This window comes from Geobacter hydrogenophilus, from assembly GCF_018501225.1.
Taxonomy (GTDB): domain Bacteria; phylum Desulfobacterota; class Desulfuromonadia; order Geobacterales; family Geobacteraceae; genus Geobacter; species Geobacter hydrogenophilus.
Genome location: NZ_JAHCZI010000002.1, coordinates 244,015 through 267,752, shown reverse-complemented (window position 1 = coordinate 267,752; position 23,738 = coordinate 244,015). Strand labels below are relative to the sequence as shown.

At 57.4% G+C, this 23,738-nt stretch carries 25 protein-coding genes; 22 read left to right on the top strand and 3 right to left on the bottom strand.

Features of this window, described 5'->3' with window-relative positions; all coding sequences use genetic code 11:
* Positions 1-50 precede the first annotated feature (50 nt).
* The 4 genes from rimI (at position 51) to KI811_RS04805 (ending at position 3,382) form a co-directional block, all read left to right on the top strand.
* Complete coding sequence (gene rimI, locus KI811_RS04820; RefSeq protein WP_214185357.1) at positions 51-533, top strand: ribosomal protein S18-alanine N-acetyltransferase; 483 nt, start codon at positions 51-53, stop codon at positions 531-533.
* Positions 523-1,338, top strand: a complete 816-nt coding sequence (locus KI811_RS04815) for a dihydroorotate dehydrogenase electron transfer subunit (RefSeq protein ID WP_214185356.1) — start codon at positions 523-525, stop codon at positions 1,336-1,338. Before rimI ends, KI811_RS04815 begins: the two co-directional genes overlap by 11 nt.
* Before the next feature lie 10 nt (positions 1,339-1,348).
* A complete protein-coding gene (locus KI811_RS04810; protein ID WP_214185355.1) occupies positions 1,349-2,266 on the top strand; it encodes a dihydroorotate dehydrogenase in 918 nt (305 codons plus the stop codon).
* Positions 2,267-2,347: 81 nt separating this feature from the next.
* Positions 2,348-3,382 (top strand): KamA family radical SAM protein, encoded by a 1,035-nt coding sequence (locus KI811_RS04805; protein ID WP_214185354.1) that lies wholly within the window; start codon positions 2,348-2,350, stop codon positions 3,380-3,382.
* Positions 3,383-3,389: 7 nt separating this feature from the next.
* On the opposite strand, the gene epmA is transcribed toward KI811_RS04805, so the two are convergent.
* From epmA to infA, 3 genes are all read right to left on the bottom strand, one after another.
* Positions 3,390-4,313: an EF-P lysine aminoacylase EpmA gene (gene epmA, locus KI811_RS04800; protein WP_214185353.1), complete on the bottom strand. Its 924-nt coding sequence runs from the start codon at positions 4,311-4,313 to the stop codon at positions 3,390-3,392.
* A gap of 4 nt (positions 4,314-4,317) precedes the next feature.
* Positions 4,318-4,881 carry an elongation factor P gene (efp, locus tag KI811_RS04795; RefSeq protein ID WP_214185352.1) on the bottom strand — a complete coding sequence of 188 codons (564 nt, stop codon included), beginning with the start codon at positions 4,879-4,881 and terminating at the stop codon, positions 4,318-4,320.
* A gap of 299 nt (positions 4,882-5,180) precedes the next feature.
* Positions 5,181-5,399, bottom strand: a complete 219-nt coding sequence (gene infA, locus KI811_RS04790; protein ID WP_010942395.1) for a translation initiation factor IF-1 — start codon at positions 5,397-5,399, stop codon at positions 5,181-5,183.
* A 236-nt stretch (positions 5,400-5,635) separates the two neighbouring features.
* On the opposite strand from infA, the gene KI811_RS04785 reads away from it, so the two are divergent.
* The 18 genes from KI811_RS04785 to KI811_RS04700 all read left to right on the top strand — a co-directional run bounded on the left by KI811_RS04785 (position 5,636) and on the right by KI811_RS04700 (position 23,738).
* Positions 5,636-6,034 (top strand): hypothetical protein, encoded by a 399-nt coding sequence (locus tag KI811_RS04785; protein WP_214185351.1) that lies wholly within the window; start codon positions 5,636-5,638, stop codon positions 6,032-6,034.
* The gene (locus KI811_RS04780; RefSeq protein WP_214185350.1) at positions 6,027-7,349 is read left to right on the top strand and encodes a class I SAM-dependent RNA methyltransferase; all 1,323 of its coding nucleotides are present in this window, start codon (positions 6,027-6,029) and stop codon (positions 7,347-7,349) included. Before KI811_RS04785 ends, KI811_RS04780 begins: the two co-directional genes overlap by 8 nt.
* A 69-nt stretch (positions 7,350-7,418) precedes the next feature.
* Positions 7,419-8,438 carry a tetratricopeptide repeat protein gene (locus KI811_RS04775; protein WP_214185349.1) on the top strand — a complete coding sequence of 340 codons (1,020 nt, stop codon included), beginning with the start codon at positions 7,419-7,421 and terminating at the stop codon, positions 8,436-8,438.
* Between the two features lie 110 nt (positions 8,439-8,548).
* The gene (locus tag KI811_RS04770) at positions 8,549-8,830 is read left to right on the top strand and encodes an HU family DNA-binding protein (RefSeq protein WP_004512013.1); all 282 of its coding nucleotides are present in this window, start codon (positions 8,549-8,551) and stop codon (positions 8,828-8,830) included.
* A gap of 129 nt (positions 8,831-8,959) precedes the next feature.
* A complete protein-coding gene (locus tag KI811_RS04765) occupies positions 8,960-10,531 on the top strand; it encodes an OmpA family protein (RefSeq protein WP_214185348.1) in 1,572 nt (523 codons plus the stop codon).
* On the top strand, positions 10,531-10,974 hold the full coding sequence (locus KI811_RS04760) for a hypothetical protein (RefSeq protein WP_214185347.1): 444 nt from the start codon (positions 10,531-10,533) through the stop codon (positions 10,972-10,974). The genes KI811_RS04765 and KI811_RS04760 overlap by 1 nt, the downstream gene beginning before the upstream one ends.
* Before the next feature lie 149 nt (positions 10,975-11,123).
* A complete protein-coding gene (locus KI811_RS04755) occupies positions 11,124-11,762 on the top strand; it encodes a hypothetical protein (protein WP_214185346.1) in 639 nt (212 codons plus the stop codon).
* Positions 11,763-11,783: 21 nt separating this feature from the next.
* Positions 11,784-13,415, top strand: a complete 1,632-nt coding sequence (locus KI811_RS04750) for a Na/Pi cotransporter family protein (RefSeq protein WP_214185345.1) — start codon at positions 11,784-11,786, stop codon at positions 13,413-13,415.
* Positions 13,415-14,329 carry a Ppx/GppA phosphatase family protein gene (locus KI811_RS04745; RefSeq protein WP_214185344.1) on the top strand — a complete coding sequence of 305 codons (915 nt, stop codon included), beginning with the start codon at positions 13,415-13,417 and terminating at the stop codon, positions 14,327-14,329. The genes KI811_RS04750 and KI811_RS04745 overlap by 1 nt, the downstream gene beginning before the upstream one ends.
* Positions 14,330-14,465: 136 nt before the next feature.
* Entirely contained in the window at positions 14,466-16,223 is a 1,758-nt protein-coding gene (gene iorA / locus KI811_RS04740; protein ID WP_214185343.1) for an indolepyruvate ferredoxin oxidoreductase subunit alpha, read from the top strand.
* Positions 16,220-16,798: an indolepyruvate oxidoreductase subunit beta gene (locus KI811_RS04735; protein WP_214185342.1), complete on the top strand. Its 579-nt coding sequence runs from the start codon at positions 16,220-16,222 to the stop codon at positions 16,796-16,798. Before iorA ends, KI811_RS04735 begins: the two co-directional genes overlap by 4 nt.
* An 18-nt stretch (positions 16,799-16,816) precedes the next feature.
* Positions 16,817-18,124 (top strand): phenylacetate--CoA ligase family protein, encoded by a 1,308-nt coding sequence (locus KI811_RS04730; RefSeq protein WP_214185341.1) that lies wholly within the window; start codon positions 16,817-16,819, stop codon positions 18,122-18,124.
* 74 nt (positions 18,125-18,198) lie between these two features.
* Complete coding sequence (locus KI811_RS04725; RefSeq protein WP_214185340.1) at positions 18,199-18,630, top strand: ACT domain-containing protein; 432 nt, start codon at positions 18,199-18,201, stop codon at positions 18,628-18,630.
* Positions 18,631-18,715: 85 nt separating this feature from the next.
* Positions 18,716-19,852: an ABC transporter substrate-binding protein gene (locus KI811_RS04720; protein WP_214185339.1), complete on the top strand. Its 1,137-nt coding sequence runs from the start codon at positions 18,716-18,718 to the stop codon at positions 19,850-19,852.
* Positions 19,853-19,870: 18 nt separating this feature from the next.
* Positions 19,871-21,013, top strand: coding sequence for an ABC transporter substrate-binding protein (locus tag KI811_RS04715; protein ID WP_214185338.1), 1,143 nt, complete (start codon positions 19,871-19,873; stop codon positions 21,011-21,013).
* 90 nt (positions 21,014-21,103) lie between these two features.
* A complete protein-coding gene (locus tag KI811_RS04710) occupies positions 21,104-21,988 on the top strand; it encodes a branched-chain amino acid ABC transporter permease (protein WP_214185337.1) in 885 nt (294 codons plus the stop codon).
* 18 nt (positions 21,989-22,006) lie between these two features.
* Positions 22,007-22,993 carry a branched-chain amino acid ABC transporter permease gene (locus KI811_RS04705; RefSeq protein WP_214185336.1) on the top strand — a complete coding sequence of 329 codons (987 nt, stop codon included), beginning with the start codon at positions 22,007-22,009 and terminating at the stop codon, positions 22,991-22,993.
* On the top strand, positions 22,986-23,738 hold the full coding sequence (locus KI811_RS04700) for an ABC transporter ATP-binding protein (RefSeq protein WP_214185335.1): 753 nt from the start codon (positions 22,986-22,988) through the stop codon (positions 23,736-23,738). Before KI811_RS04705 ends, KI811_RS04700 begins: the two co-directional genes overlap by 8 nt.

Sequence of the window (23,738 nt, the reverse complement as noted above, 5' to 3'; positions counted from 1 at the left end):
AAAAAATCAGTTTACAAGGGTGGTGACGTTCGCTTAAGATGCGGTCGAAAATGGGCGTTACGGATGAACTTACAATCCATCAGATGACCTCCGGTGACCTCGACGAGGTGACGGCGATCGAGTCAGTGTCTTTTCCGCGACCCTGGTCAAGGGAGCACTTCATCGACGAGCTCAATTCACCCCGTTCATATCCCCTTGTGGCACGTACCGCTGATGGTGTCGTGGCGGGTTATATTTGCCCCATGCTCGTTCTCGACGAGGGGGAAATCCTCGATGTGGCAGTACGATTTGATTGCCGTGGAAAGGGGGTCGGCGGAGTACTTGTCCGCCGGGCCATCGGAGAGCTCGGGGCGCTGGGGGCCAGGGTTGTCTGCCTTGAAGTGCGCGTTTCGAATCTCTCGGCGTTGACCCTCTACAAGCGGTTGGGCTTCAGTGAAACCGGCAGGCGCAAGGGGTACTACGAGAACGGCGAAGATGCCATTCTGATGGAATACACGATCGACGACAGCGAGGGCCGTACCGATGCAGTTTAAAGCGACTATCATTGCCAACCAGGAAGTTTCTCCGGGCTACTTCCGGATGCGGATTACCGCTCCCCCGGAACTGGCCGGGGCACAGCCCGGGCAGTTCGTCATGGTCCGGGTTCGCGATGCCATCGATCCGCTGCTGCGGCGTCCCTTCGGCATTTTCGACGTGGGAACCGTCCCCTCCGAATATCCAGGCTGCAGTTCCGCCACGTACCTTGAAATGCTCTACAAGGTGGTGGGGAAGGGGACCGAAGCGCTTTCCACCTACCATCACGGCGACCATGTTGACATTATCGCACCTCTGGGTACCGGTTTCGACCTTGGTGATCCGGAGGAGGAGAAGATCCTCGTGGGCGGAGGCATCGGGATCGCCCCCCTCTACTATTTGGCAAAGGCGCTGGTTGGGCGTTCACGGGTTCGATTTTTCCTTGGCGGACGCACCAGGGATGACATTCTGTGTGTGACCGAATTCGAGAGGCTTGGGGTCGAAACCTACGTCTCCACCGACGACGGGACCCTTGGAGACCGTGGACTCGTGACCGAGGTCATGGAGCGGCATATCCGCGAGGAGGGACGAAAAAAGACCATTTACGCCTGTGGCCCCATGCCGATGCTGAAAGCGGTCGCCGGGATTGCCCGCCAGACCGGAACCCCCTGCCAGGTGTCGCTGGAAGCCTACATGGCCTGCGGCATGGGAGCGTGCCTCGGGTGCGTGGTGAAGGGCAGGGACCATGGCGACGAGACCCCGGATTACCGGTGCGTCTGCAAGGACGGACCGGTGTTCGCCTTCGATCAACTGATGTGGGTATAGTGGAGTGCCAATGAACAGACCAGACCTCTCTGTCGAGATAGCGGGAATCAAACTCAGGAACCCGGTCATGACCGCTTCGGGGACTTTCGGCTACGGTGAAGAATTTGCCGCGTACGTGAATCTCGAAAAGATCGGCGCCATCATCACCAAGGGACTCTCGCTGAAGCCCAAGGCCGGCAACCCGACGCCCCGCATCCAGGAAACCACCGGCGGGATGCTGAACGCCATCGGTCTCCAAAATGTGGGGATAGATGCCTTTATCGAGAAAAAGGTGCCGTTTCTCCGCACCGTGAACACGCCTGCCATCGTCAACTTTTTCGGCAATACCGTCGAGGAATACGCTGAGCTTGCCGAGCGGCTCGACAAGATTCCCGAAGTGGCCGGGATGGAGATCAACATCTCCTGTCCCAATGTGAAGCACGGCGGGATCGTTTTCGGCACCGAGCCCAAGGCGGCATATTCGGTGGTGAAGGCGGTACGGGAGGCCACCATCAAGCCGGTGATCGTTAAGCTCTCTCCCAATGTCACCGACATCGTGGAGATGGCCTGGGCCTGTGCAGACGCTGAGGCGGATGCCTTATCCCTCATCAACACTCTGACCGGCATGGCCATCGACCTCAAGTCTCGGCGGCCCATCCTTGCCAACGTGACCGGAGGCCTTTCAGGACCGGCGGTGAAACCGGTGGCCCTCAGGATGGTCTGGCAGGTCGCTAAGGCGGTGAAAATTCCGGTGATCGGCATCGGCGGCATCATGTCCGGCACCGACGCCTTGGAGTTCATGCTGGCCGGCGCCACGGCCGTTCAGGTCGGTACCGCCAACTTTCTCGACCCGGCCGCTTCCGAGCGGATTGCGGCGGAAATGGAGCGGTATCTGGTTAGCAACGAAATTGCTGACGTGAAGGAGCTGATCGGCGCGCTGCAGGTCTGAAAACCAGCAGACGAGTTGTATCTGTGAGCGAAGGCGGGGTTCCTCCCCGCCTTTGTCCGTTTGTGGAAGGAGAGCGTAAAGATGGAAACGTGGCGGAAGGCCATCGCCGACAGCATAACCACCCCCGAGGAGCTTGCGGAGTTTCTGGTTATTGATCCCGAACCCCTTGTGCCGCTTATCCGGCGCTATCCAATGCGGATTACGAGGCGCTATCTGAGGCTCATCGGAAAGCCGGGCGATGCGATCTGGCGCCAATGCGTCCCTGACCCCCGTGAGTTCGATGACGATCAGCTTCCCGATCCCCTTGACGAGGAGCGGCTTTCGCCTGTCCCAGGACTTATTCACCGTTATCCCGACCGGGTTGTCTGGCTCGTTTCCAATGAGTGTGCGGTCTACTGCCGTTTTTGCATGCGGAAGCGCCGGGTGGGATGTCCGCTGGCGGGGAGCAACGAGCGTTCTTGGGACGATGCTGTCCGGTACATTGCTGCGACACCGGCCATCCGGGACGTGATCCTGTCGGGCGGAGATCCTCTCCTTCTGGATGATGAGCGCCTGGAGACGATTTTGGCACGTTTGCGCACCATTCCCCACGTGGAGATGATCCGGATCGGCACCCGCACCCCGGTAACCTTGCCGGAAAGGATCACGGCACGGCTCTGCCGAATGCTCAAACGTTACCACCCTCTCTACGTCAATACCCATTTCAACCATCCGCGGGAGATCACTCCCGAGGCGACCAAGGCCTGTGCCCGTCTGGCCGACGCCGGCATTCCCCTGGGCAACCAGACAGTGCTCCTCGCCGGCGTCAATGACGAGCCGGCAGTGATGACGCTTCTCATGCAGCGTCTCCTCGCCATCAGGGTAAGGCCGTACTACATCCACCAGATGGACCTGGTGCGGGGAACCGGCCACTTCCGTACCACGGTGGCAACGGGTCTTGATATCATGGGGGCGTTGCGGGGGCATACTTCGGGGATGGCGACACCCTACTTTGTCATTGATGCGGCGGGGGGGAAGGGGAAGATACCGCTCATCCCCGATGCCGTGGAGCGGCGGGGTGATACGTGGCTGTTACGGAACTACCGGGGGGAGATTGTCGAATACCAGGATCGGTGAGGGGGAGTTACAGTTCCTCAGGGGTGAACGCCACCACCTCGTCAATGGAGTCCGCATCGAGCAACACCATTACGAGTCGGTCGATGCCGAGGGCGATCCCGGCCGCTTGGGGCATGGCAGCCAGTTCGGCAAGAAACTTCTCGGGGAGTGGAATTGGCGTCTGCTCTCGGGAGGTGCGGAAGGCGGCTTCGCTTTCAAAGCGGGCGCGTTGCTCCACCGGATCGGTCAGCTCAGAAAAGGCATTGGCTATCTCTACACCACCAAGATAAAGCTCGAATCGCTCCGCAACCGTCAGGTCGTCTCCTTTAAGCCGCGCCAGGGCGCTGCGGCAGGCAGGGTAATCATGAATGAATGTGGGGCGGCTGATGCCGAGACGCGGTTCGATTTGTTCGACCATCACCTCGTCGAAGATATCCCTATCAAGGGCCTTGTCCATGGTCATTCCACCATATCTGACAAACGCGTCACGCACGGTGATCCGCTCCCACGGAGCGGTAATGTCGATCTCCTTGCCGCGGAACGAAAGTGGTCCGCCGAATCCCGCCCCTTCAGCAACAAACCTTATCAGTCGCTCGGTTTCTTCCATCACCCCCCGATAGTCTGAAGCTGCACGATACCACTCAAGCATGGTGAACTCCGGGACATGCATGCTTCCCCGCTCACCGGCGCGCCAGCAGTGGGAGATCTGGAATAGCCGTTCGTAGCCCGCCGCCAACATCCGTTTCATACAGATTTCGGGAGATGTCTGGAGGAACCAACCGTCTGCCGGCACCGGGTCGATGTGGGACTCGGGCGCAGGTGCAGGAATGCGAAGGGGGGTCTCAACTTCGAGATACCCCCCTTCGATAAAAAAGCGTCTGACTTCCTGGATGATGCGGGCCCGTGCCCGAAGCGCCCCATGGCGGCGGGCAAGGCGCCAGTTCGCCGTCATCGGCTTACCCCTTGACCCTCGTGGAGTAATCACCGGTGCGGGTGTCGACCACGATCATCTCGCCTTCCTCTATGAAGGGGGGTACGCGCAGAACGTAGCCGGTTTCCAGGGTAGCTGGCTTGGAGTCACTGCCGGAGGTGTCGCCCTTGACCCACGGGTCGGTCTGGACAACGCGGAGGTTGACGAAATTGGGAAGGGATACGCCTATGGCCTTTTCCCCGAACATCAGAACATCAACTTGGATGTTGTCGATCATGAAGTTCTTTGCATCACCTACGGCTTCTTCGCTCATCTGGACCTGTTCGAAGGTCTGGTTGTCCATAAATGTGTAGTGGTTGTCTTCCTTGTAGAGGTACTGCATCTGGCGCTCTTCAAGGCGGGCCGGTTCGAAGGTCTCGCCGGAACGGTAGGTCCGGTCGAGGGTAATGCCGGTAATCATGTTGCGCATCTTGGTGCGGTACAGGGCCTGGCCCTTGCCCGGCTTGGAGAACTCGAAGGCGGTGACAAGATAGGGATCACCGTCAAGGGTTATCTTCAGTCCTTTTTTTAAATCTGCCACAGTATACATACGCGAGCCCCTTTTGTTGGTGTTATTTATAAAAACGTATTTTTTTACACCATAATTGATTGGATGTTAAGTAAAAAATGGCAAGATGACGTAACACGTTCATGGCTAGCGATCAGAGCAATGCAATGGTCTGCCGGGCATAAAGAGGTGAACATGTTTTCGGGCATATTGATATGTGCTCTTGACCCTCGGCTGCAGGGTCGGGCACGTTTACCCGAATCAGTTACGGCAGGAATATGGATAAGGCGCTTCTGCGGGAAAAAGAGCCTGACTCCCTCCGCAGAAGCGTGGTGAAAGGATTACTTGGCGCGGTATGTAATGCGGCCCCGGGTGAGGTCGTAAGGAGAAAGCTCCACGGTTACCTTGTCTCCCGGAAGAATTTTTATGAAATACTTGCGCATCTTGCCTGAAATGTGGGCCAGTACCACGTGGCCGTTTTCCAGTTCGACCCGGAACATGGCATTAGGGAGGGGTTCGATGACTGTACCTTCGACTTCTATGGCTTCTTCTTTACTCATGGGTTTGTTAGCGCTCCTTGGTGCAGATAAATAGATTGACGAGTAAAACTTCGCTAACTTACCCGCTATCCGTGGAAAATGCAAGCCGTTTTCCTTGTGCTTCGTGAGCCCGACCGCTTCTCCATATCGTATTGGCAGCACGCTGCGGGGCGACAAACGCCTTTACTTCAGAACTGAAGGCGTAGTATGTAATAATTTCACCAATAAATTCGATTACAGGGAAGGTTTAACGAAGCATGGCCAGCTTGATCAGGGAAATGACCCTTGAAAACGGTCTGATTGTCCGTTTTTTTGACCACACCCGCCTCTATTATGGCGATTTTTACCTGGTTAAAGTCGAAATTGTCTGTGTAGTCCCCCTGTGTCCCGACTATTTCGATGAACATGCGGAGATTGAGGAGGTGCGACGTCTTCTCGGGGATCCCGCCATGTACCGACGCACCGTGGAGCAGATGGGTGTCCCCTCGACCGCCATTGCCACCGTGACTGAACAGCTCATCGGTAATTTTCTCTCCCATTCGCTTCCTTATTTTTCCGCGTCTGGCTTTCCGCGCAAATTCCTCATGACGGAGCTCGCGAGGGCTCGAAAAAAGCGCACTCTTCCTGCCCGCATCACGGCGTATCACCATGACTGAAGCCGTTGTCCGGATCGAGTCCCTGGCTTTCGGCGGAGCCGGTTTCGGCCGTGTCGAGGGGAAAGCCTGTTTCGTACCGTTCACCGCGCCGGATGACCTCGTCCGCATACGGCTGAGCCTGGTGAAAAACTCCTATCTTGAAGGGGAAATCGTCGAGCTCCTCGAAGCATCACCACGCAGAGTGGTTCCCCTGTGTCCGGTCTTTGGCATCTGTGGCGGATGCACATGGCAGCATCTTTCCTACGATGACCAGCTTGAGGCGAAGGAACGAATTGTTGGTGACACCCTCTGGCGCTTCGGTCGGATCGAGTCGGAACGGGTCGCCAGGGCTGTCCCCTCCGACTCCCCCTATGGCTACCGCTCACGGGTCCAGTTCAAGGTGCGCTGGACCGCCGGAAAGCTCCAGATGGGCTTCTACCGCCGCGGGTCCCACTATGTCGTGGATATCCCCGAAGGGTGCGCCATCTGCAACCCGGCCCTCAATCAGGTGTTGGCGGAGATTCGTCCTGTTATCAGTTGTTTCGCTGAGCCCGACCGTATTCCCCAGGTGGACGTGGCCGTGGGAGATAACGGCGTAACCTTGGCCGTAGTGCATTATATCGGCGGCAATCGAGATTGTGCGCGGGCGCATTTTACCGCCTGCCGCGGTGATCTCCCCGCAGTGGGTGGACTCCATCTTCAGTGTGGCCGAAAGGAAAGCATTGAGCCGCTCTGGGGGGATGATGCTCTAACCTATTGCTTTCCAGCCGGGTTTCTGCCGGAACTCCCTTCCATGACCCTCGGATTCAGCCGAGGCGGCTTCTCTCAGGTCAATTACCGTCAGAACCGGGAACTGCTGCGCGCGGTTCATCGCATGGCGGGCTTGACTGGGGAAGAACGGTTGCTGGACCTGTTCTGTGGCAACGGCAACTTTGCCATTCCTCTGTCCCGATATGCCATGGCAGTTGTGGGGATTGAAGACTATGGGCCTTCCCTGGAGGATGCAAAGCGCAACGCTGCGGCCAACGGTACAGGAAGGATCGAGTTCATCCGTTCCGATGCCGCCGCTGGAGTGCGCCAGCTTGTCTCCCGCGAGGAGCACTATTCGGTGGTTGTCCTCGACCCACCGCGGACCGGCGCCAAAGAGGCAGTGGCAGAGGTGGCCTCCCTCCGGCCGGAGCGGGTTGTCTATGTTTCCTGCGACCCTGCCACCCTGGGGAGGGACCTCGGGCTCTTTCGCAAGTCCGGCTACAATGTCCGCGAATGCCTCCCCGTCGACATGTTCCCCCAAACGTTCCATATTGAGAGCGTCACCGTGCTGAGCAGAGCCGATTGATCTCCGGCCGTTTCAACAGATTTCCCCCATATTTTCACGACCTAACGAACAATAACAGGAGGATCCATCATGTTATTTTCCAAGTTATTCCGGAAGGATGCAGCGTCATGTCTGGAAAAAGGCGAAAAGCTCCTGGCTGCCGGCCGCTTTGCTGAAGCAAGGCTTGCCCTGGAGGACGCCCTTGAGCGGCTCGATGCTAATTCTCCCGAAGGCGCGACCACGGCTGCCGTCATCAGAGAGAAAATGGTTGTGGCGGGGAACCGTCTCGCCGAAATGAACCTTCAGGAGGCGGAACACTGCCTGATGAGTGGAGAGTTTGCCAAAGCCGAGGAACACCTTAATTTGACTCTCGATCTGGCAGATGACGTAACTATAAGGGACAAGGCAGTAAAGTCTTTCGCGCTACTGGAGAAGCAAATCCCCCATGTGCATCACCATGAGAAAAAGGGAGGGTGTGGCGGCTGTGGCGGATCAACGTCACAACATTCCGAAAACATTGAGATTGGAGACGATGGCTTGAATGACATGGACCGGTTCGAGCTCCTTGTCCGTCCGTTGCCGGGAGATTTGCCCGAACGTTATGCTGATCTGGGAGAGGAATTTGCAGTAGGGTATCTAGCAGCCCACGGCGGTGACCAGATGACGGCTGAAAAGGTGTTCGAGCGGCTGCTGGCCTCGGGAGAGAGCGACATTCTTCTGTATGAATTGGCCATTCTCTCGCATCAGGGAGGGGACGGGCGCCGCTGCGAGACGCTGTTGCGTCGGGCGTTTGCTCTGAATGACGCTAATCCTCTCTGCAACCTCAGCCTGGTGCAGTTGCTGACGGAAAATGGTCGCTTTACCGAAGCGGTGCCTCTTCTGGAACGGATGGTGGAGCGGAACATATTGCCTGATCAGGCAGGGATGTTCCTGGGTGAAATATATCGGGTGCAGGGAGAGAGCGATCGAGCCATTGCCCAGTTTTCACAGCTTCTTTCAACGCCGCTCAAGCGGGAGGCGGCTGAAAGGCTGGTGGGACTTCTGGAGGCTACCGGGCGGTCCCAAGAGGCCGCTTTGGTCGCCAAGCAGTATCTGAAGGGGTGCTGTTAAAGATTCTTGGCGAATTTACTAAAGTTTTCGAGTCCGCATGCCGAAGAGCTTTCATGAGAGACATACGTCTCTGCAATTCTTTCTCGATACCTAACCGGGAGGAGGTTGTGATGAACAAGTCGGAACTTATTGAGGCACTGGCGGCAGAAAAAGGGCTCACTTACAAGAAGGCGGAGGAGATAGTCTCCATAGTCTTCGATGCAATGACTGACGCCATGGTGCGGAACGAACGTATCGAGATTCGCGGCTTCGGGAGTTTTGTCGTCAAGGATTACAAGGCTTACACGGGCAGAAACCCCAAAACGGGTGACCCCATCGAGGTGAAACCGAAAAAGCTTCCGTTTTTCAAGGTCGGCAAGGAGCTCAAGGAGCGGGTCGATAACGGTCAGTAACCCCTTGCGCCGGCGTTCCGGTATCACCAACTCTGTCGGAAGTTCAGCACCCGTTGACAAAAAATTGTCTCTGCCCCGAACCCCGATGGTGTCGCCGGACCCACCAGGCACGCAAGGCGCTAACTCTTCATGACAAGACTTTGTTTTTTTATCATAACGGCCCTTGTTTTCGCCGCATCGGCCTATGCCAACCCCGCCATGAACGGCTCGACGGGTCTCATTACGGTGCCTTCGGCCGAAACGCTCGACGCAGGAAACATCTGCGTGGGGGCTTGGGGAATCAGCACGGCGAAGAACAGCGACAACGCACTGACTGTTCCTGTTGCCCTTACCCTCGGCATTGGTACTTTCTGGGAACTCTATGGCTCATATCCGAACCTTCTCTTTAACGGCGATGAGGAGAAGACGGGGCAAGGGTACGCCGAACTGGGGTCAAAGCTCAGGGTAATTGGGAAACGGAGTTCTCCCTTTAAGCTGGCGCTTGATCTGTTCATTCAGCGTCAGATATCAGAGAATGCGGCTGTAGACGGTACTACAAATGGTGGAGGGAAGGTCATCGCTTCCTACACCACGGACCGGTTCGGGGTCCATGCCTATTCCGGGTACCTGCTGGCTGGCTCTCCCGAGGGCAAAAACTTCGATAATGAGATTCTTTACGGCGTGGGTATAGAGTACTCACCGGCGCTCCGGATGAGGGTCACTGGCGAACTTACCGGTAACACCAGCCGCGATCCAGCCCTTGCGGATTCATTGGAGGGACTGGTTGGCTTCCAGTACTATCTCTCCCCTCATCTAACCCTCAACCTGGCCGGCAGTGTCGGCTTTGCCGACGGCAGCCCCGATTGGCGTGCGATTTTCGGCCTGACTGCCTGTCAGGGGGTCGGCAGCTACGTTAAGCCGGTGCCACGACTTGGACAGGGACTGGATCCTTTCGACGAGCAAAAGAAGAAGGAACCAGTCAAGATCCGCAAGATTATTCCCATCTCATCGCTTCTTGTCAGCTCCCTTGCTCCCCAGGCGCCGGTCAGCAAGCTTGAGGTTACGGTTGAGCCCGGCAAGGAGGAGATCACCATCAAGCCCTACGGCCAAGTGACTATTTCGGCTCAACCTGCTGCAGCCAAGGCTGTTTCTCCCGCCACCCTTGAAGAGGTTTCCCTGACTCAGGGAGGGGAAGAAGTCCGGCTGGCGTCACGGCTCTCGGGGACTCTGGAAAACTCCGCCCTTGAGTATACCCTTGCCCGTCTCGAAGGGATCACCCCTCTCTACAGTGTCGATGTGAAGGGACAGAACGTTCAGGTTGCCTCGGCCCGTGATGGGGATATCGCCGACAGCATGAAGGTCTATCGAAAATTTCGCTTCCCGGACGTCACCTTCGACTTTGACCAGTGGAGTCTCTCGGCTGAGGGGAAGAAGTCCATCTCCGAGGTTGCGGAACTGGTCCGAAAGGACACGAAGTGGGTTTATCTCCGGGTTGACGGCTATACCGACAATATTGGCTCAACCGACTACAACATGGATCTTTCCCTCAAGCGTGCCGTTTCCGTGGCCAGCTACCTCGTGGCACGGGAGGGAATTGATGCGGCCAAGATCTTCATCAAGGGGCTCGGCAAGTCCAAGCCGCTGGCGGACAATGCAACTGCTGACGGGAGAAAGTTGAATCGCCGGTGCGAGATTCTCTTCCTTATCCCTAAGGAAAGCTGATGAAATCGGCTATTCCTCTCCTTCTTATCGCGACATTCCTGATCTCTATTCCTGTCTCTGTCTCTTCCCAGGCATCGTCAATGCGAGAAGAAGAGATCGGTACGGTGCGCCTGAGGGGCAGTGCTCCCTGTCTCGACACGAGGGTACGTCGAGAACTCGATTCTTTCGTTTCCAGACTTGCCGCCCTTGACTCCGGTCGAGTCATCAAGATTGAGGCAAATGCATCCTGGGGGGCCAGTCGGGAGGAACGGGTCAGAAATTCGTTACTGCTTGCCCTTGAAGCACACCGGTATCTCCGGACAAGACTCAGATCCGGACTCAACCTGTACATTGCTGCTGCTTCCAGCCGCGAAGCGGAGAAAATTACCTTCATCAGGGTGGTCTCTTTTCCTGATTCCTTTGCAACAACTCACGTCTCAACGGTGGGGAACCGGCAGCCATAACCGGAAACTGTCAGTGGAGTTGCGTCCGAGAGGCCTTTTCGATTTCCGACGGGATTGGTTCCTGACAGCATGACTGGGACGTGCTACACTGTTTTTCAGGTTCAAGCTTGGCCTGTAACAGGACCGATTTCCTGCAGGGGGTATATGCAATGAGAACTTTGGTGCTTTCGTTCCTCTGTGGTGCTCTTTTTCTTGCGGGGTGCTCTCTCAAGGTTGTCCCACAGCAAGTCCCCCAAGGGGTCATAAATACCGCCGACAATTCTCAGACAATTACGAAGGATGGCATAGCCGTCACGGCGGCGAATTCCGATCGGGAAATGGTTTCCTACAATCTCGACGGAACGGTCACCGCATTCGATGTCACTATCCATAACCGGACCGACCGGGAGGTGGGGTTCGGCGTCGACTCGTTCGTTCTCCTCGATAACCAGAACCGCCAGTATCTCCCTCTCACACCCGAGCGGGTAAAGGAAATAGTTTCCCGCGACTCCTACTACCTGATTCCCTATCCCTATGTGGGGTTTTACTATCTGGAAGATTACGAGAGAACTTCTTCCTACACTGAAACCGGATCTCAACTCCCCTATTACTATGAAGTCTATCCCCAGGACATCTTTACCCGGGCACTCAACGCCACCAGTGTTATTCCCGGAGCCAAGGCGGAGGGACTCGTCTATTTCAGGATCGATCTTACAGCAATAAAGGAAATGACGCTTCTTGTCTTCCGGAAAGGGGCGTCAAAATCCTCACCGCCCGATTTCACCTTCCCCTTTGTCATCTCCAAATAACGCGCAAGGACACGGACGTCCATGACTATCCTCTACGTCCTTGAGGCCCTGGGGGGGCTCGGCCTTTTCATCCTCGGCATGAAGATCATGACCGAAGGACTCCAGAAGCTCGCCGGCGACAGGTTCCGCCGAACTCTGGAGAGGATTGCCGGCAACCGGCTGGCCGCGGCCCTTCTCGGCAGTTCACTTTCGTCACTTCTCCAATCGTCGAGCGCCGCCTGTATCATTACCATCGGTTTTGTCAACGCCGGACTCATTTCCCTCTACCAGGCCCTGGGAATTCTCCTCGGCACCGGCATCGGCACGACACTGGCGGCCCAGTTTATCGCCTTCAAGATTACTTCCTTCGCCCTTCCCGCGATCTTCATCGGGGTGGCACTCAGGTTCTTCGTGCGGCGCCGCCGCTGGGTGAACGCCGGCGAGCTGCTGCTCGGCGCGGGGCTTCTCTTTCTCGGCCTTCGCGTCATGGAGGCAAATCTCCAGCCCCTGCAGCAGAACGCCATCATCTTCGGCCACGACACGTTTTTGATTTCCAAACACCTTACAGCCGTTCTCTTCGGGGCTCTCCTCACTCTCCTCGTGCAGTCGGGGAGTACCACAATCGGCATTGTCATGGCCCTGGCGGGAAGCGGGCTCGTCTCCTTCGAAACGGGCGCCGCCATGGTCATTGGCGAACTTGTCGGCACATCGGTCATTACCGCTGTTGCATCCATAGGGGGTACCCTGGAAGCGAAACGTGCAGTCTTTTTCTACTTTGTAATCAATATATTTGCCGTTACCGTTGTGATGCTCTTTTTCCCTGCATTCATCCAGTTTGTTGTTACCCTGTCGCCTGCGAATCTCTCCTCGTCAGCTTCGGTTTCCCGGGTGCTGGCCAATACCCACACGGTCTTCAGCATCCTCAGCGCCTGCATCTTCCTTCCCCTCATCGGCTTCTTCGCCCGCTCGGCCCCTCGCATCATCCCCGGCAGCGAGCGGGCTTCCAGTGTCGAAGCGCGGACGGTCTTCATTGACAACCGCGTCATCAACACCCCTCCCATCGCACTTCTCCAGGCCCGGAACGAACTGAGAAGAATGGCCGGGATCACCCGCACCATGTACGATGAAATGGTCGAGCAGTTCTTCCGCTATGATGCCAAGAAGTCCACTGCCATTGCCCAGAAAGAAAACACCATCGACATCATCCAGAGGGATCTGTCCGATTTTTTGGTGACCCTTTCACGGCAACCGCTCCCACCCGAAGAGTCAATGGATATTCCGGTCATGCTCCAGCTTATCAGTGAACTTGAGCATGTTGCAGACCAGTCTGAGGCGATCCTCGATTATTTGCGAAAGAAGAAAGAAGAGAAACTCCTCTTCTCAACTACGGCAATGCACGAGATCAGGAATCTGGCGCGCAAGGCAGAGGAAATGGTTGCTCTTGCGGTGGAGACAATCGAAACCCCTGCTGCGGATGCCATCGAAAAGGGTCGGGGGCTGAGGGACGAGGTGGTGCAGATGCGGGAAGCGATGCTCAATGGGCATATCAAGCGCCTCTCCACCGGCAAGTGCACCGTGCGGGCCGGAATCATCTACGCCGACATGATTTCGGCGTTTGCCAAAGTGGCCGATTCCTGTCTCACCATCATAGAAACCAGGAGGGAATTCACCTGATGCATGACGTACTCGCGTCCATCGATCTTGGCACCAACACGGCTCGGCTCCTCATCGGGAAAGTGGAGGGAGGGGCTGTGGCCCCGATTCTCATCAAGCGCCGCATAACACGGCTGGGCGGAGGATTCACTCGGGAGGCCGGGATTTCTCCCGAGGCGTGGCAACGCTCCCTTGATGCTTTGATTGATTTTGCCGCAGAGATGAAACGGGGAGGCGTTACGAGGCTGAGGGCCGTTGCCACGAGTGCGGTCCGCGATGCGGTTAATGGCGCCGCGTTCTGCAGCGAGGTAATTGATCGGACCGGCATCCGGTTGGAGGTGATCGACGGTGAGGAGGAGGGGCTGTTGACATTGGCTGGGGTGATTTCGGGATTGAACCGCAAGGAAGGGGACTTCTTCGTTTTTGATGTGGGAGGAGGGAGCACCGAGTACACCCTGGCCGAGTCACGCAGACCGCTCCATACCGAGAGTCTCCCCCTCGGGGTGGTCAGGCTTACCGAAGGGAAACCCGATGTCCCGGCCATGGAAGAAAAAATCGGCAGGGAGTTGGCCGGGCTCGGGAAGCACCTTGAAGGGAATGGCCTCCGGGGACGCCTCGATGGGGCAACGCTCGTCGGTACTGCCGGCACGGCAACAACCCTGGCAGCAATCAGCCTCCAGATGACCGACTACGACTACCGCCGCGTGAACAATCATGTCCTGACCCGCGATGAAATAGGGAGGATCTTTGCGATGCTCCTCCCCCTATCTTCAGAAGAACGCCTTACGGTGCCCGGGCTCGAAAAGGGACGGGAAGACCTCATTATCGCGGGCATCCTCATCACCCTCAAGACCATGGATGCCTTCGGTTTTGACCGGATGACCGTGAGCGACTTCGGGCTTTTGGAGGGGGTGTTGCTTGGCCTCGGAGTTTGATGGTATCAAACCCCCACAAAAGCTCTAAAAACCCGTTCTACAAAGGAGTTGACTTACAATCCGCTTATTTTGTATAGTCCTTGAACCGTTAAGGGGGGCTTTCCCCTTATTTTATTTTCCAGGGATTATACACACCATGAAGGAAATTCTTTCCGGCAACGAAGCCATCGCTCGGGGTGCCTTTGAGGCGGGGGTGAAGGTTGCCAGCGCCTACCCCGGCACCCCATCCACAGAAATCCTCGAAACCATCGTCAACTACAAAGAAATCGACGCCTCCTGGGCACCCAACGAAAAGGTCGCCGTTGAGGTGGCCATCGGCGCCTCCTTCGGCGGCGGGCGGGCCATCGCGTGCATGAAGCACGTGGGGGTCAACGTGGCGGCCGATCCCCTGTTTACCCTGTCCTATACCGGGGTCGGGGGGGGATTCGTCCTGGTGGTCGCCGACGACCCGGAGATGCATTCGTCTCAGGACGAGCAGGACAGCCGCAATTATGCCAAGTTCGCCAAGGTGCCGATGCTGGAGCCGGCTGACTCCCAGGAATGCAAGGATTTCACCCGGATCGCCTTTGAACTCTCCGAGCAGTTCGATGCCCCGGTGATGCTCCGTAGCTGCACCCGCATTTCCCACGGAAAATCCATCGTCGAACTGGCGGAGCCGGTGACCGGTCTCCCGACCCCGAAGCTCGTAAAGAACCCCTCCAAGCTCGTCATGCTTCCCGGCAACGCCAAGATCCGTCACCCGTTCGTGGAGGAACGGCTCGTAAAGCTTGCCGAGTATGGCGCCTCGGCAACCCTCAACCGGGTTGAGATGCGTGACACCGAGATCGGCATCATCACTGCCGGCGTCTCGTACCAGTATGTGCGCGAGGTGCTCCCCACCGCGTCGGTCCTTAAACTCGGCATGGTCCATCCGCTTCCCATGGCGCTCATTAAGGAGTTTGCCGCCAAGGTTAAGAAGCTGTACGTTGTGGAAGAGCTTGATCCCTTTATCGAGGAGCAGGTGAAAGCCGCCGGCATCGCTGTCATCGGCAAGGAGATCATCTCCCGCTGCGGAGAGCTCACCCCCGGAAGGCTCCGCAAGGCATTCGGCCTCCCCGACGCGAGCCAGACCACCGTTGAAAAGCTGCCGGGCCGTCCTCCCAACATGTGCCCCGGCTGTCCCCACCGGGGGGTCTTTTACAGCCTTAGCCAGCTCAAAGCATACGTCACCGGCGATATCGGCTGCTACACCCTCGGCTTCATGCCCCCCCTCAACGCCATGGATACCTGTGTCTGCATGGGGGCGAGCATAAGCAGCGCCAGCGGCATCGTCCGGGTCCTGTCCCCCGAGGAAAAGAAGAAGGTAGTGGCGGTCATTGGCGACTCCACCTTCCTCCACACCGGCATAAACAGTCTCATGGAGATGGCCTACAATCAGTCTCCCGCCACGGTCGTGATCCTCGACAACCGGATAACCGCCATGACCGGCCGCCAGGATAACCCCGCCTCCGGCTGGACCCTGTCGGGGGGCGAGACCAACGCTGTTGATCTCGTACAACTCTGCAAGGCCGTCGGCATCAGGCACGTTCGGGTGGTCGACCCCTTGAACCTGGAAGAAACCCGCGCAGCGCTCAATGAGGAAATGGAACGCCCCGAGCCGTCAGTCATCATAACCAACCGTCCCTGCGTACTGGTGAAGCGTGAAGGTGTATTCAATAAGGGGCTTCTCCTCTCGGTTGACCAGGATCACTGCACCGGCTGCAAAGCATGCCTCAAGATCGGCTGTCCGGCCATCGAGTGGCAGCCAGCCCCTGACGGGAAGAAGGGGAAGGCATACATCGACCCGCTGCTCTGCAACGGATGCGACGTCTGCCGACAGCTATGCAAATTCAACGCGATCGGGAGTGCCAAATGAGCGACACCATCACCAACATCCTCCTTGTCGGCGTGGGTGGGCAGGGGATTCTGCTCGCCTCTGAGGTTCTATCTGAAACCTTCATGCAGGCCGGTTACGACGTAAAGAAAAGCGAGATCCACGGCATGTCCCAGCGGGGGGGGAGCGTCGTATCCCACGTCCGCTATGGCCGGGAAGTTCACTCCCCCATCATTCCCGAAGGTGAAGGGGATATTCTTTTCGGCTTCGAGATCCTGGAAACCTACCGCTCACTTCCCCTCCTGAAAAAAGGAGGGACAGTGATTGCCAACGACCTGCGCATTCCGCCGCCATCGGTTCTCCTCGGGCAGGAGACCTATCCGGACGACCTTCCCGGAAAGATCGCGGCCCTGTTCCCCGATTCCCTCCTGGTTGACGGCCAGAAGCTGGCCACCGAGGCGGGAAATGTCCGTGCAGCCAATACGGTGCTTCTTGGGGCCGTGTCGAAGCGGCTCGACATTCCCGATGAATGTTGGATCAAGGCCCTGGAGAAGATGGTTCCACCGAAGGCCCTCAAAGTTAACCATGCTGCGTTCCAACTGGGCCGGAGTCTTTGATCGGGTAAGGAGTTCACGATGAGCTATTACAACGAAGAGTTCGAGACGCTTCCCCGCCAGGCCCTGGAGGCCCTGCAGCTCAAACGGCTTCAGGCTACCGTCGCGCGGGTTTGCGCGTCGGTTCCCTTCTACCGGCAGAGCTTTGACCGGGCCGGTATCACCCCCGACAGCGTTAAATCCCTCGCCGATCTGCAGCGGCTTCCCTTCACCCTCAAGCAAGACATGCGCGACAGCTACCCCTATGGGCTCTTTGCGGCGCCCATGGAGGAGATTGTCCGCATCCATGCTTCCTCCGGCACCACCGGCAAACCGACCGTGGTCGGCTATACCCGCAAGGACATCGATACCTGGTCCGAGCTCATGGCCCGCTCCTTCGCCGCCGCCGGGGTCCACCGGGGCGACATCATCCATAACTCATACGGCTACGGCCTCTTTACCGGCGGCCTCGGAGCCCACTATGGCGCTGAGAAGCTCGGTGCTTCGGTTATCCCCATGTCAGGGGGAAACACCAAGAAGCAGATCATGATCATGAAGGATTTTGGTTCCACGGTCCTTACCTGCACCCCGTCATACTCCCTCTTTATGGCCGAGGCGGCACGGGAGGAGGGGGTCGATTTCCGTCAGTTGAAGCTCCATGTCGGCATCTTCGGTGCCGAACCGTGGTCCGAGGCGATGCGGGGCGAGATTGAGGAAAAGCTGAATCTCTGCGCCATCGATATCTACGGCCTGTCGGAAATAATGGGGCCGGGGGTGGCCATCGAGTGCCGCGAGGCGAAGAAGGGGCTTCACATCTGGGAAGACCACTTCATCCCCGAGATCATTGATCCCGAAACCGGCGCAGTCTTGCCCGAAGGGAAACTTGGTGAACTGGTCATCACCACCATCACCAAGGAAGGGATTCCCCTTATCCGGTACCGGACCCGCGACATCACGAGCCTAACATACGAGCCGTGCGCCTGCGGCAGGACCCACGCCCGCCTTACCCGTATGACCGGCAGAAGCGATGACATGCTCATCATCCGCGGAGTCAACGTCTTTCCGTCGCAGATCGAGTCAATCCTCATGGGAATCGAGGGGGTCGAACCCCACTATGTTCTCATTGTCGACCGCAAGGATAACCTGGATTCCCTTGAGGTTCAGGTGGAAGTTGACGAACGGCTCTTCTCGGATGAGATCAAGGTGCTCCAGTCCCTGTCGCAACGGATCGAGAAGGAGATAAAGGATATCCTGGGAATATCATGCCGGGTCCGTCTCGTGGAACCCCAGACCATAACCCGGAGTGAAGGCAAGGCGAAGCGGGTCATCGACAACCGGAAAAGCAGTTGATGCGCGCCGAGGCACACCAGTGCTGCGTCCCAAACAAGGAGAGCAAGCAGGCCTGACCCTGCGAGGAGGATGGAATGAACGTTGAGCAGATTTCAATTTTTATTGAAAACAAGTCCGGCCGTCTTGCTGAAATCACCAAGGTCCTTGGCGACGCGGGGGTCAATATACGCGCACTCTCTCTGGCTGACACCTCCGACTTCGGCATTCTGCGCCTTATCGTCAATGACCGGGAAACAGCGAAGCAGGTCCTGAAAGAAAGGGGCTTTACCGTCAGCAAGACCGAGGTGGTGGCCGTCGAGGTGCCGGACCGCCCCGGCGGTCTCTCCCAGATCCTTCAGGCACTGGACCGCGATCAGATCAACGTGGAATACATGTACGCCTTTGTGGAGCGGTGCGGTGAGAATGCCGTTATCATTTTCCGTTTCGACGAGACCGCAAAAGCAATCAGCACCCTCACGAAAAACGGGTTCACTGTTCTGGAAGGTGCACGGCTCTACGCCATGTGATCGCTACGTTGGGAGAGCCGCTGGGCTCCCCGCAGGACAACTCCTCGCGCACCAAGGCGCGGAGGATTGAAGAAGGAGAGGGTGAATGAAGAAACTCATAGTGCTTGTGGCCAGTCTCATAACACTCCTCGTTGCCGCTGCGGCCATTGCTGCCGAACCGCTCCGGATCGGCGCTCTCTTTGCCGTGACCGGCCCCGCTTCGTTCCTGGGGGAACCCGAGAAGAACACCCTCGAAATGCTCGTGAAAGAGGCCAACGCCAAGGGGGGAGTGGCCGGCCGCAAGCTGGAGCTTGTGGTCTATGACACCCAGGGCGATGTGACAAAGTCTGTTCAACTCGCCAACAAACTCATCAAGAATGACAAAGTGAGTGTCATCGTCGGCCCGAGCACCACGGGGGAAAGCATGGCGGTAATTCCGCTGGCCGAGAAAGAGAAAATTCCCCTTGTCTCCTGCGCAGCCGGAATCAAGATCACCGAACCGGTGAAGAAGTGGGTTTTCAAGACCCCGGCCAATGACCATGTGGCAGTGGAGAAGATCCTTATTCATGCTGCCAGGTACAAACAGAAAAACCTTGCCATCATTACGGTTTCGGATGGTTTCGGTTCTTCGGGGCGGGAGCAGCTCAAAGCCCTTGCCTCCAATAAAGGGTTCAGGGTAGTTGCTGACGAGGTATACGGCCCCAAGGATACCGACATGACCGCCCAGTTGACCAAGATCAAGGCGAGCAAGCCCGATGCCATCATCTGTTGGGGAACCAACCCGGGTCCTGCCATCATTGCCCGCAACGTCAAGCAACTCGGCATCAAGACACCCCTTTACATGAGTCATGGTGTCGCATCCAAGAAGTTCATCGAGCTTGCCGGATCCGATGCCGCCGAGGGGATCCTGCTTCCGGCCGGAAAGCTCACCGTCTTCGACAAGCTGCCGAAAAATGATCTCCAGCTAAAGCTTCTTCGCAGCTATGACCAGGCTTACAAGAAAAATTATGGTGTCGAGGCATCGACCTTTGGCGGCTATGCCTATGACGCGTTCATCCTCATTTCCAACGCGCTGAAGAAGGGAGGAACTCCCGCCCAGATCAGGGACGGCATCGAGCAGTCCAAGAGGGTCGTCAGTGTTTCCGGCATTTTCACCATGTCTCCAACTGACCACAACGGACTTGATCTCTCCGCCTTCGAGATGGTCAGGATAACCAGGGGAGACTGGGAGTTGGTGAAGTAATCAACGGGGAGGTTGGCCATGCTGAAGAAAAGTTCGTTCATACTGACGTTTGTCGTGTCGCTGGCTATTCTGGCCGGAAGCGCCCTTGCGGCTCCCCCCATCAAGATCGGCGGGCTCTTCGCTGTGACGGGTCCTGCATCGTTCCTTGGCGAGCCTGAGCGCAACACCGCCCAGATGGTGGTGAACGAGATCAATGCTGCCGGTGGCGTCAAAGGGCGCAAGCTTGAACTTATCGCCTACGACACCCAGGGGGATGCCACCAAGGCGGTGCAGGCAGCCAATCGCCTCATCAAGGAGGACAAGGTCGTCGCAATCATAGGCCCCAGCACCACTGGTGACACCATGGCCGTTATTCCGGTCGTGGAAAAGGCGAAAATTCCGATGATTTCCTGTGCCGCCGGAAGCAAAATCACCGAGCCGGTCAAAAAGTGGATTTTCAAGACCGCTCAGAACGATGGCCTCGCCGTGGCGAGAATCTATGGTGATCTGAAAAGGAAGAACATATCAAAGGTTGCTATTCTTACCGTTTCCGACGGTTTCGGCTCGTCAGGGCGCGAACAGCTGAAGGCCCAGGCAAGGGCCTACGGTATCCAGATCGTGTCTGACGACACCTATGGCCCGAAGGATACCGACATGACAGCCCAGCTTACCAAAATCAAGGGGAGCGGTGCCCAGGCCGTCATCTGCTGGGGCACCAATCCGGGGCCGGCCGTGGTTTCCCGCAACGCCAAGCAGCTGGGCCTGAAGCTTCCCCTCTATATGAGCCACGGCGTTTCCTCTAAGAAGTTCATCGGTCTTGCCGGAGACGCAGCCGAAGGAATTCTTCTTCCGTCGGGCCGCGTTATCGTGGCCGATCTGCTTTCCAACTCAGACCGTCAGAAAAAGTCCCTTCTTGCCTTCGTGAAGGATTACCAGAAGCACTACAAGGCGGAGGGCGACCACTTTGGCGGCCATGCCTGGGATGCGATCATGCTTCTCAAGGGGGCTATCGAGCGTGGCGGCGACAATCCGGCTGCCATTCGGGACCAGCTGGAACGGACGCGGGGCTTTGCCGGCATCGGTGGTGTTTTCAGCTACTCTCCCTCCGATCATGCGGGACTCACCAAAGACGCTTTCGTCCTCGTGGAGATCAGAAAACAGGATTTCGCCCTCGTCAAGTAACCGCTTATTCATACAGAGACCTTCAACCAATAAAGGGAGCGCAGGCTTTGCCGGTCTGCGCTCCCTCCTTGTGAGCCAGACACAAAATCTATGCATATCGGTCAGCAGATAGCGCAGTACCTTCTTTCAGGCCTGTCGACGGGAGCCATCTACGCCCTTATCGGTGTCGGCTTCGCCATTATCCACAATGCCACCGGCATCATAAATTTTGCCCAGGGCGAATTCGTGATGTTGGGGGGCATGTTCACGGTGTTTTTCCTCACGGTTCTCAATCTGCCGCTTCTGGTCTCGGTAATTTTGGCCATAGCCGCGGCAACCATTGTGGGGGTTGCCTTCGAGCGGCTCGCCATCCGCCCCATGAAGAACGCGTCCCCCATCAGCCTGGTCATCATCACCATCGGCGGGAGCATCCTCATCCGCGGAATCGCCATGCTCGTCTGGGGGAAGGATACCCATGCGATTGAAACCTTTTCCGGCAACGAGCCGATACAACTGGGGGAGGCGACGATCCTGCCGCAGCATCTCTGGATATTCGCTGTAACGACGGTTGTCATCATCTGCAGCAAGCTCTATTTTAACTACACCATCAGCGGCAAGGCCATGCGGGCCTGCGCTTATAACAGCCGCGCCGCAGGTCTTGTGGGGATCGACGTCAGGCGCATGGTGCTCTTCTCCTTCGCCATCAGCTCGGCAATGGGCTCCATGGCCGGCATCATCATCGCCCCCCTCACCATGACCTCCTACGACGTCGGCGTGATGCTGGGCCTGAAGGGGTTTTGCGCCGCCATCATCGGGGGGATGAGCAGCGGACTCGGCACCGTCTTCGGCGGTGTGATCCTCGGAATTCTTGAATCCCTCGGCGCAGGCATTTTCTCGTCCGGTTACAAGGATGCCATCGCCTTCATCATTCTGCTCATTATCCTCTTCATCCGCCCCCAGGGGCTCTTCGCAAAAGGCGATACGGAGCGGGTTTAACAAACACGGGCTCTTGTTATGACGAAATCGAGATCGTTCCTGAAACATGAAATGGTGAAGTTCATCCTGTTCACCATCCTGATCCTCTTTCTTCCCTTGGCCTTCAAGGGAGGGTATCTCCTCAACGTTTTCGTCTTTGTGGGTATCCACACCCTCCTTGCCGTGGCGTTGAACCTGCTCCTTGGGTACGCGGGGCAGATTTCTTTGGGGCATGCCGCCTTTTTCGGGCTCGGCGCCTATGCTTCGGGGATACTGACCGCAACCCATGGCCAAAACCCCTGGCTTGCCATGGCGGTCGTGGCTGCTGCCGTGGGCACCCTTGCCTTCATCATCGGGTTCCCGATCCTGAAGCTCAAAGGGCACTACCTGGCCATGGCAACCCTTGGCTTCGGCATCATCGTGTACATTGCCTTCAACGAGGCGGTTGAGTTGACGGGTGGCCCTTCCGGGTTTTCGGGAATTCCGAATCTCTCCCTTGGCGGAGTTTCCTTTGACACGGATTTCAAGAATTACTACCTCATCTGGGGGATGACCCTGGTGACGATCCTTCTGTCGCTCAATCTGGTCAATTCGCGCATCGGGAGGGGACTGAGGGCGATTCACGATTCCGAGGTGGCCGCGCGGGTCATGGGGGTAAACGTTCGGTTTCTCAAGGTACAGATTTTCGCCCTGTCGGCGGTAATCTCTTCCATAGCCGGAAGCCTTTACGCCCACACCATGACTTTTGTCTCCCCCACCTCCTTCGGTTTCAACTTTTCGGTGGAGTTGGTGACCATGGTAATCATCGGCGGGCTCGGGAGCATCTACGGCTCATTCCTCGGCGCAGCGCTCCTTACACTCCTTCCCGAGATTCTCAGGGCGTTTCAGGATTACGACATCGTGGTCTACGGCCTTCTGCTTATCTTCATGACCATGTTTATGCCCGGCGGCCTTGTCCGGGGGATTCCGGCACTCGTAGGACGGATCGTCATGCGTTCCGGAGCGGGGAGCAAGGCCGATGCTTGAAGTTCAGGGGATTACGCAGCGCTTTGGCGGTGTCACCGCCCTTGAGGATGTTTCCTTCCGGGTGGCCGCAGGGGCCATAACCGGCATCATCGGTCCCAACGGAGCCGGGAAAACCACGCTTTTCAATATTGTGACCGGCATCTATACGCCAACCAGCGGCACGGTACATCTGCAGGGGAAGAACGTGAGCCGTTTCGCGCCGGAGCGTCTCGCCTCTCTCGGCATGGTCCGTACCTTCCAGAATATCGAACTCTTCGGCAGGATGACGGTGCTGGAGAACGTGATGGTGGGGCTTCACACGAAAGGGAAGAGTGGCATCCTCGCTTCGTCTCTAAGGCTACCCTGGCAGGTGGCCGAAGAGCGAAGGTTCCGGGAGCGGGCCTATCACTGGCTCGAATTCACGGGCATTACCGACCTGGCTGACCATGAGGCGGGGAGTCTTCCTTTTGGCAAGGGTCGGCTCCTTGAAATCGCCCGGGCCATGGCCCTGGAGCCGAAGGTGATCCTCATGGACGAGCCGGCCGCAGGCCTCAACAGCCGGGAAACCCTGGAACTGGCGCGTCTCATACAGAAAATACGGGAATCGGGTGTCACCGTTGCCCTCGTGGAGCATGACATGGAACTCGTCATGGACATCTGCGACGCCATTGTCGTTCTCAACCTGGGGCGCAAGCTGGCCCAAGGGACGCCGCGGGAGATTCAGGAAAATCCGGAAGTGATATCAGCCTATCTCGGGGAAGGATAG

Excerpts from the sequence above, each read along its gene's own strand:
- KI811_RS04745 (WP_214185344.1), top strand. The coding sequence starts at position 13,415 with ATGCATGACGTACTCGCGTCCATCGATCTTGGCACCAACACGGCTCGG.
- KI811_RS04770 (WP_004512013.1), top strand. The coding sequence starts at position 8,549 with ATGAACAAGTCGGAACTTATTGAGGCACTGGCGGCAGAAAAAGGGCTC.
- rimI (WP_214185357.1), top strand. The coding sequence starts at position 51 with ATGGGCGTTACGGATGAACTTACAATCCATCAGATGACCTCCGGTGAC.
- KI811_RS04765 (WP_214185348.1), top strand. The coding sequence starts at position 8,960 with ATGACAAGACTTTGTTTTTTTATCATAACGGCCCTTGTTTTCGCCGCA.
- infA (WP_010942395.1), bottom strand. The coding sequence starts at position 5,399 with ATGAGTAAAGAAGAAGCCATAGAAGTCGAAGGTACAGTCATCGAACCC.
- KI811_RS04785 (WP_214185351.1), top strand. The coding sequence starts at position 5,636 with ATGGCCAGCTTGATCAGGGAAATGACCCTTGAAAACGGTCTGATTGTC.
- KI811_RS04725 (WP_214185340.1), top strand. The coding sequence starts at position 18,199 with ATGAACGTTGAGCAGATTTCAATTTTTATTGAAAACAAGTCCGGCCGT.
- KI811_RS04705 (WP_214185336.1), top strand. The coding sequence starts at position 22,007 with ATGACGAAATCGAGATCGTTCCTGAAACATGAAATGGTGAAGTTCATC.
- KI811_RS04730 (WP_214185341.1), top strand. The coding sequence starts at position 16,817 with ATGAGCTATTACAACGAAGAGTTCGAGACGCTTCCCCGCCAGGCCCTG.
- KI811_RS04710 (WP_214185337.1), top strand. The coding sequence starts at position 21,104 with ATGCATATCGGTCAGCAGATAGCGCAGTACCTTCTTTCAGGCCTGTCG.
- KI811_RS04810 (WP_214185355.1), top strand. The coding sequence starts at position 1,349 with ATGAACAGACCAGACCTCTCTGTCGAGATAGCGGGAATCAAACTCAGG.
- KI811_RS04700 (WP_214185335.1), top strand. The coding sequence starts at position 22,986 with ATGCTTGAAGTTCAGGGGATTACGCAGCGCTTTGGCGGTGTCACCGCC.
- KI811_RS04780 (WP_214185350.1), top strand. The coding sequence starts at position 6,027 with ATGACTGAAGCCGTTGTCCGGATCGAGTCCCTGGCTTTCGGCGGAGCC.
- iorA (WP_214185343.1), top strand. The coding sequence starts at position 14,466 with ATGAAGGAAATTCTTTCCGGCAACGAAGCCATCGCTCGGGGTGCCTTT.
- epmA (WP_214185353.1), bottom strand. The coding sequence starts at position 4,313 with ATGACGGCGAACTGGCGCCTTGCCCGCCGCCATGGGGCGCTTCGGGCA.
- KI811_RS04755 (WP_214185346.1), top strand. The coding sequence starts at position 11,124 with ATGAGAACTTTGGTGCTTTCGTTCCTCTGTGGTGCTCTTTTTCTTGCG.
- KI811_RS04760 (WP_214185347.1), top strand. The coding sequence starts at position 10,531 with ATGAAATCGGCTATTCCTCTCCTTCTTATCGCGACATTCCTGATCTCT.
- KI811_RS04715 (WP_214185338.1), top strand. The coding sequence starts at position 19,871 with ATGCTGAAGAAAAGTTCGTTCATACTGACGTTTGTCGTGTCGCTGGCT.
- KI811_RS04720 (WP_214185339.1), top strand. The coding sequence starts at position 18,716 with ATGAAGAAACTCATAGTGCTTGTGGCCAGTCTCATAACACTCCTCGTT.
- efp (WP_214185352.1), bottom strand. The coding sequence starts at position 4,881 with ATGTATACTGTGGCAGATTTAAAAAAAGGACTGAAGATAACCCTTGAC.
- KI811_RS04805 (WP_214185354.1), top strand. The coding sequence starts at position 2,348 with ATGGAAACGTGGCGGAAGGCCATCGCCGACAGCATAACCACCCCCGAG.
- KI811_RS04735 (WP_214185342.1), top strand. The coding sequence starts at position 16,220 with ATGAGCGACACCATCACCAACATCCTCCTTGTCGGCGTGGGTGGGCAG.
- KI811_RS04775 (WP_214185349.1), top strand. The coding sequence starts at position 7,419 with ATGTTATTTTCCAAGTTATTCCGGAAGGATGCAGCGTCATGTCTGGAA.
- KI811_RS04815 (WP_214185356.1), top strand. The coding sequence starts at position 523 with ATGCAGTTTAAAGCGACTATCATTGCCAACCAGGAAGTTTCTCCGGGC.
- KI811_RS04750 (WP_214185345.1), top strand. The coding sequence starts at position 11,784 with ATGACTATCCTCTACGTCCTTGAGGCCCTGGGGGGGCTCGGCCTTTTC.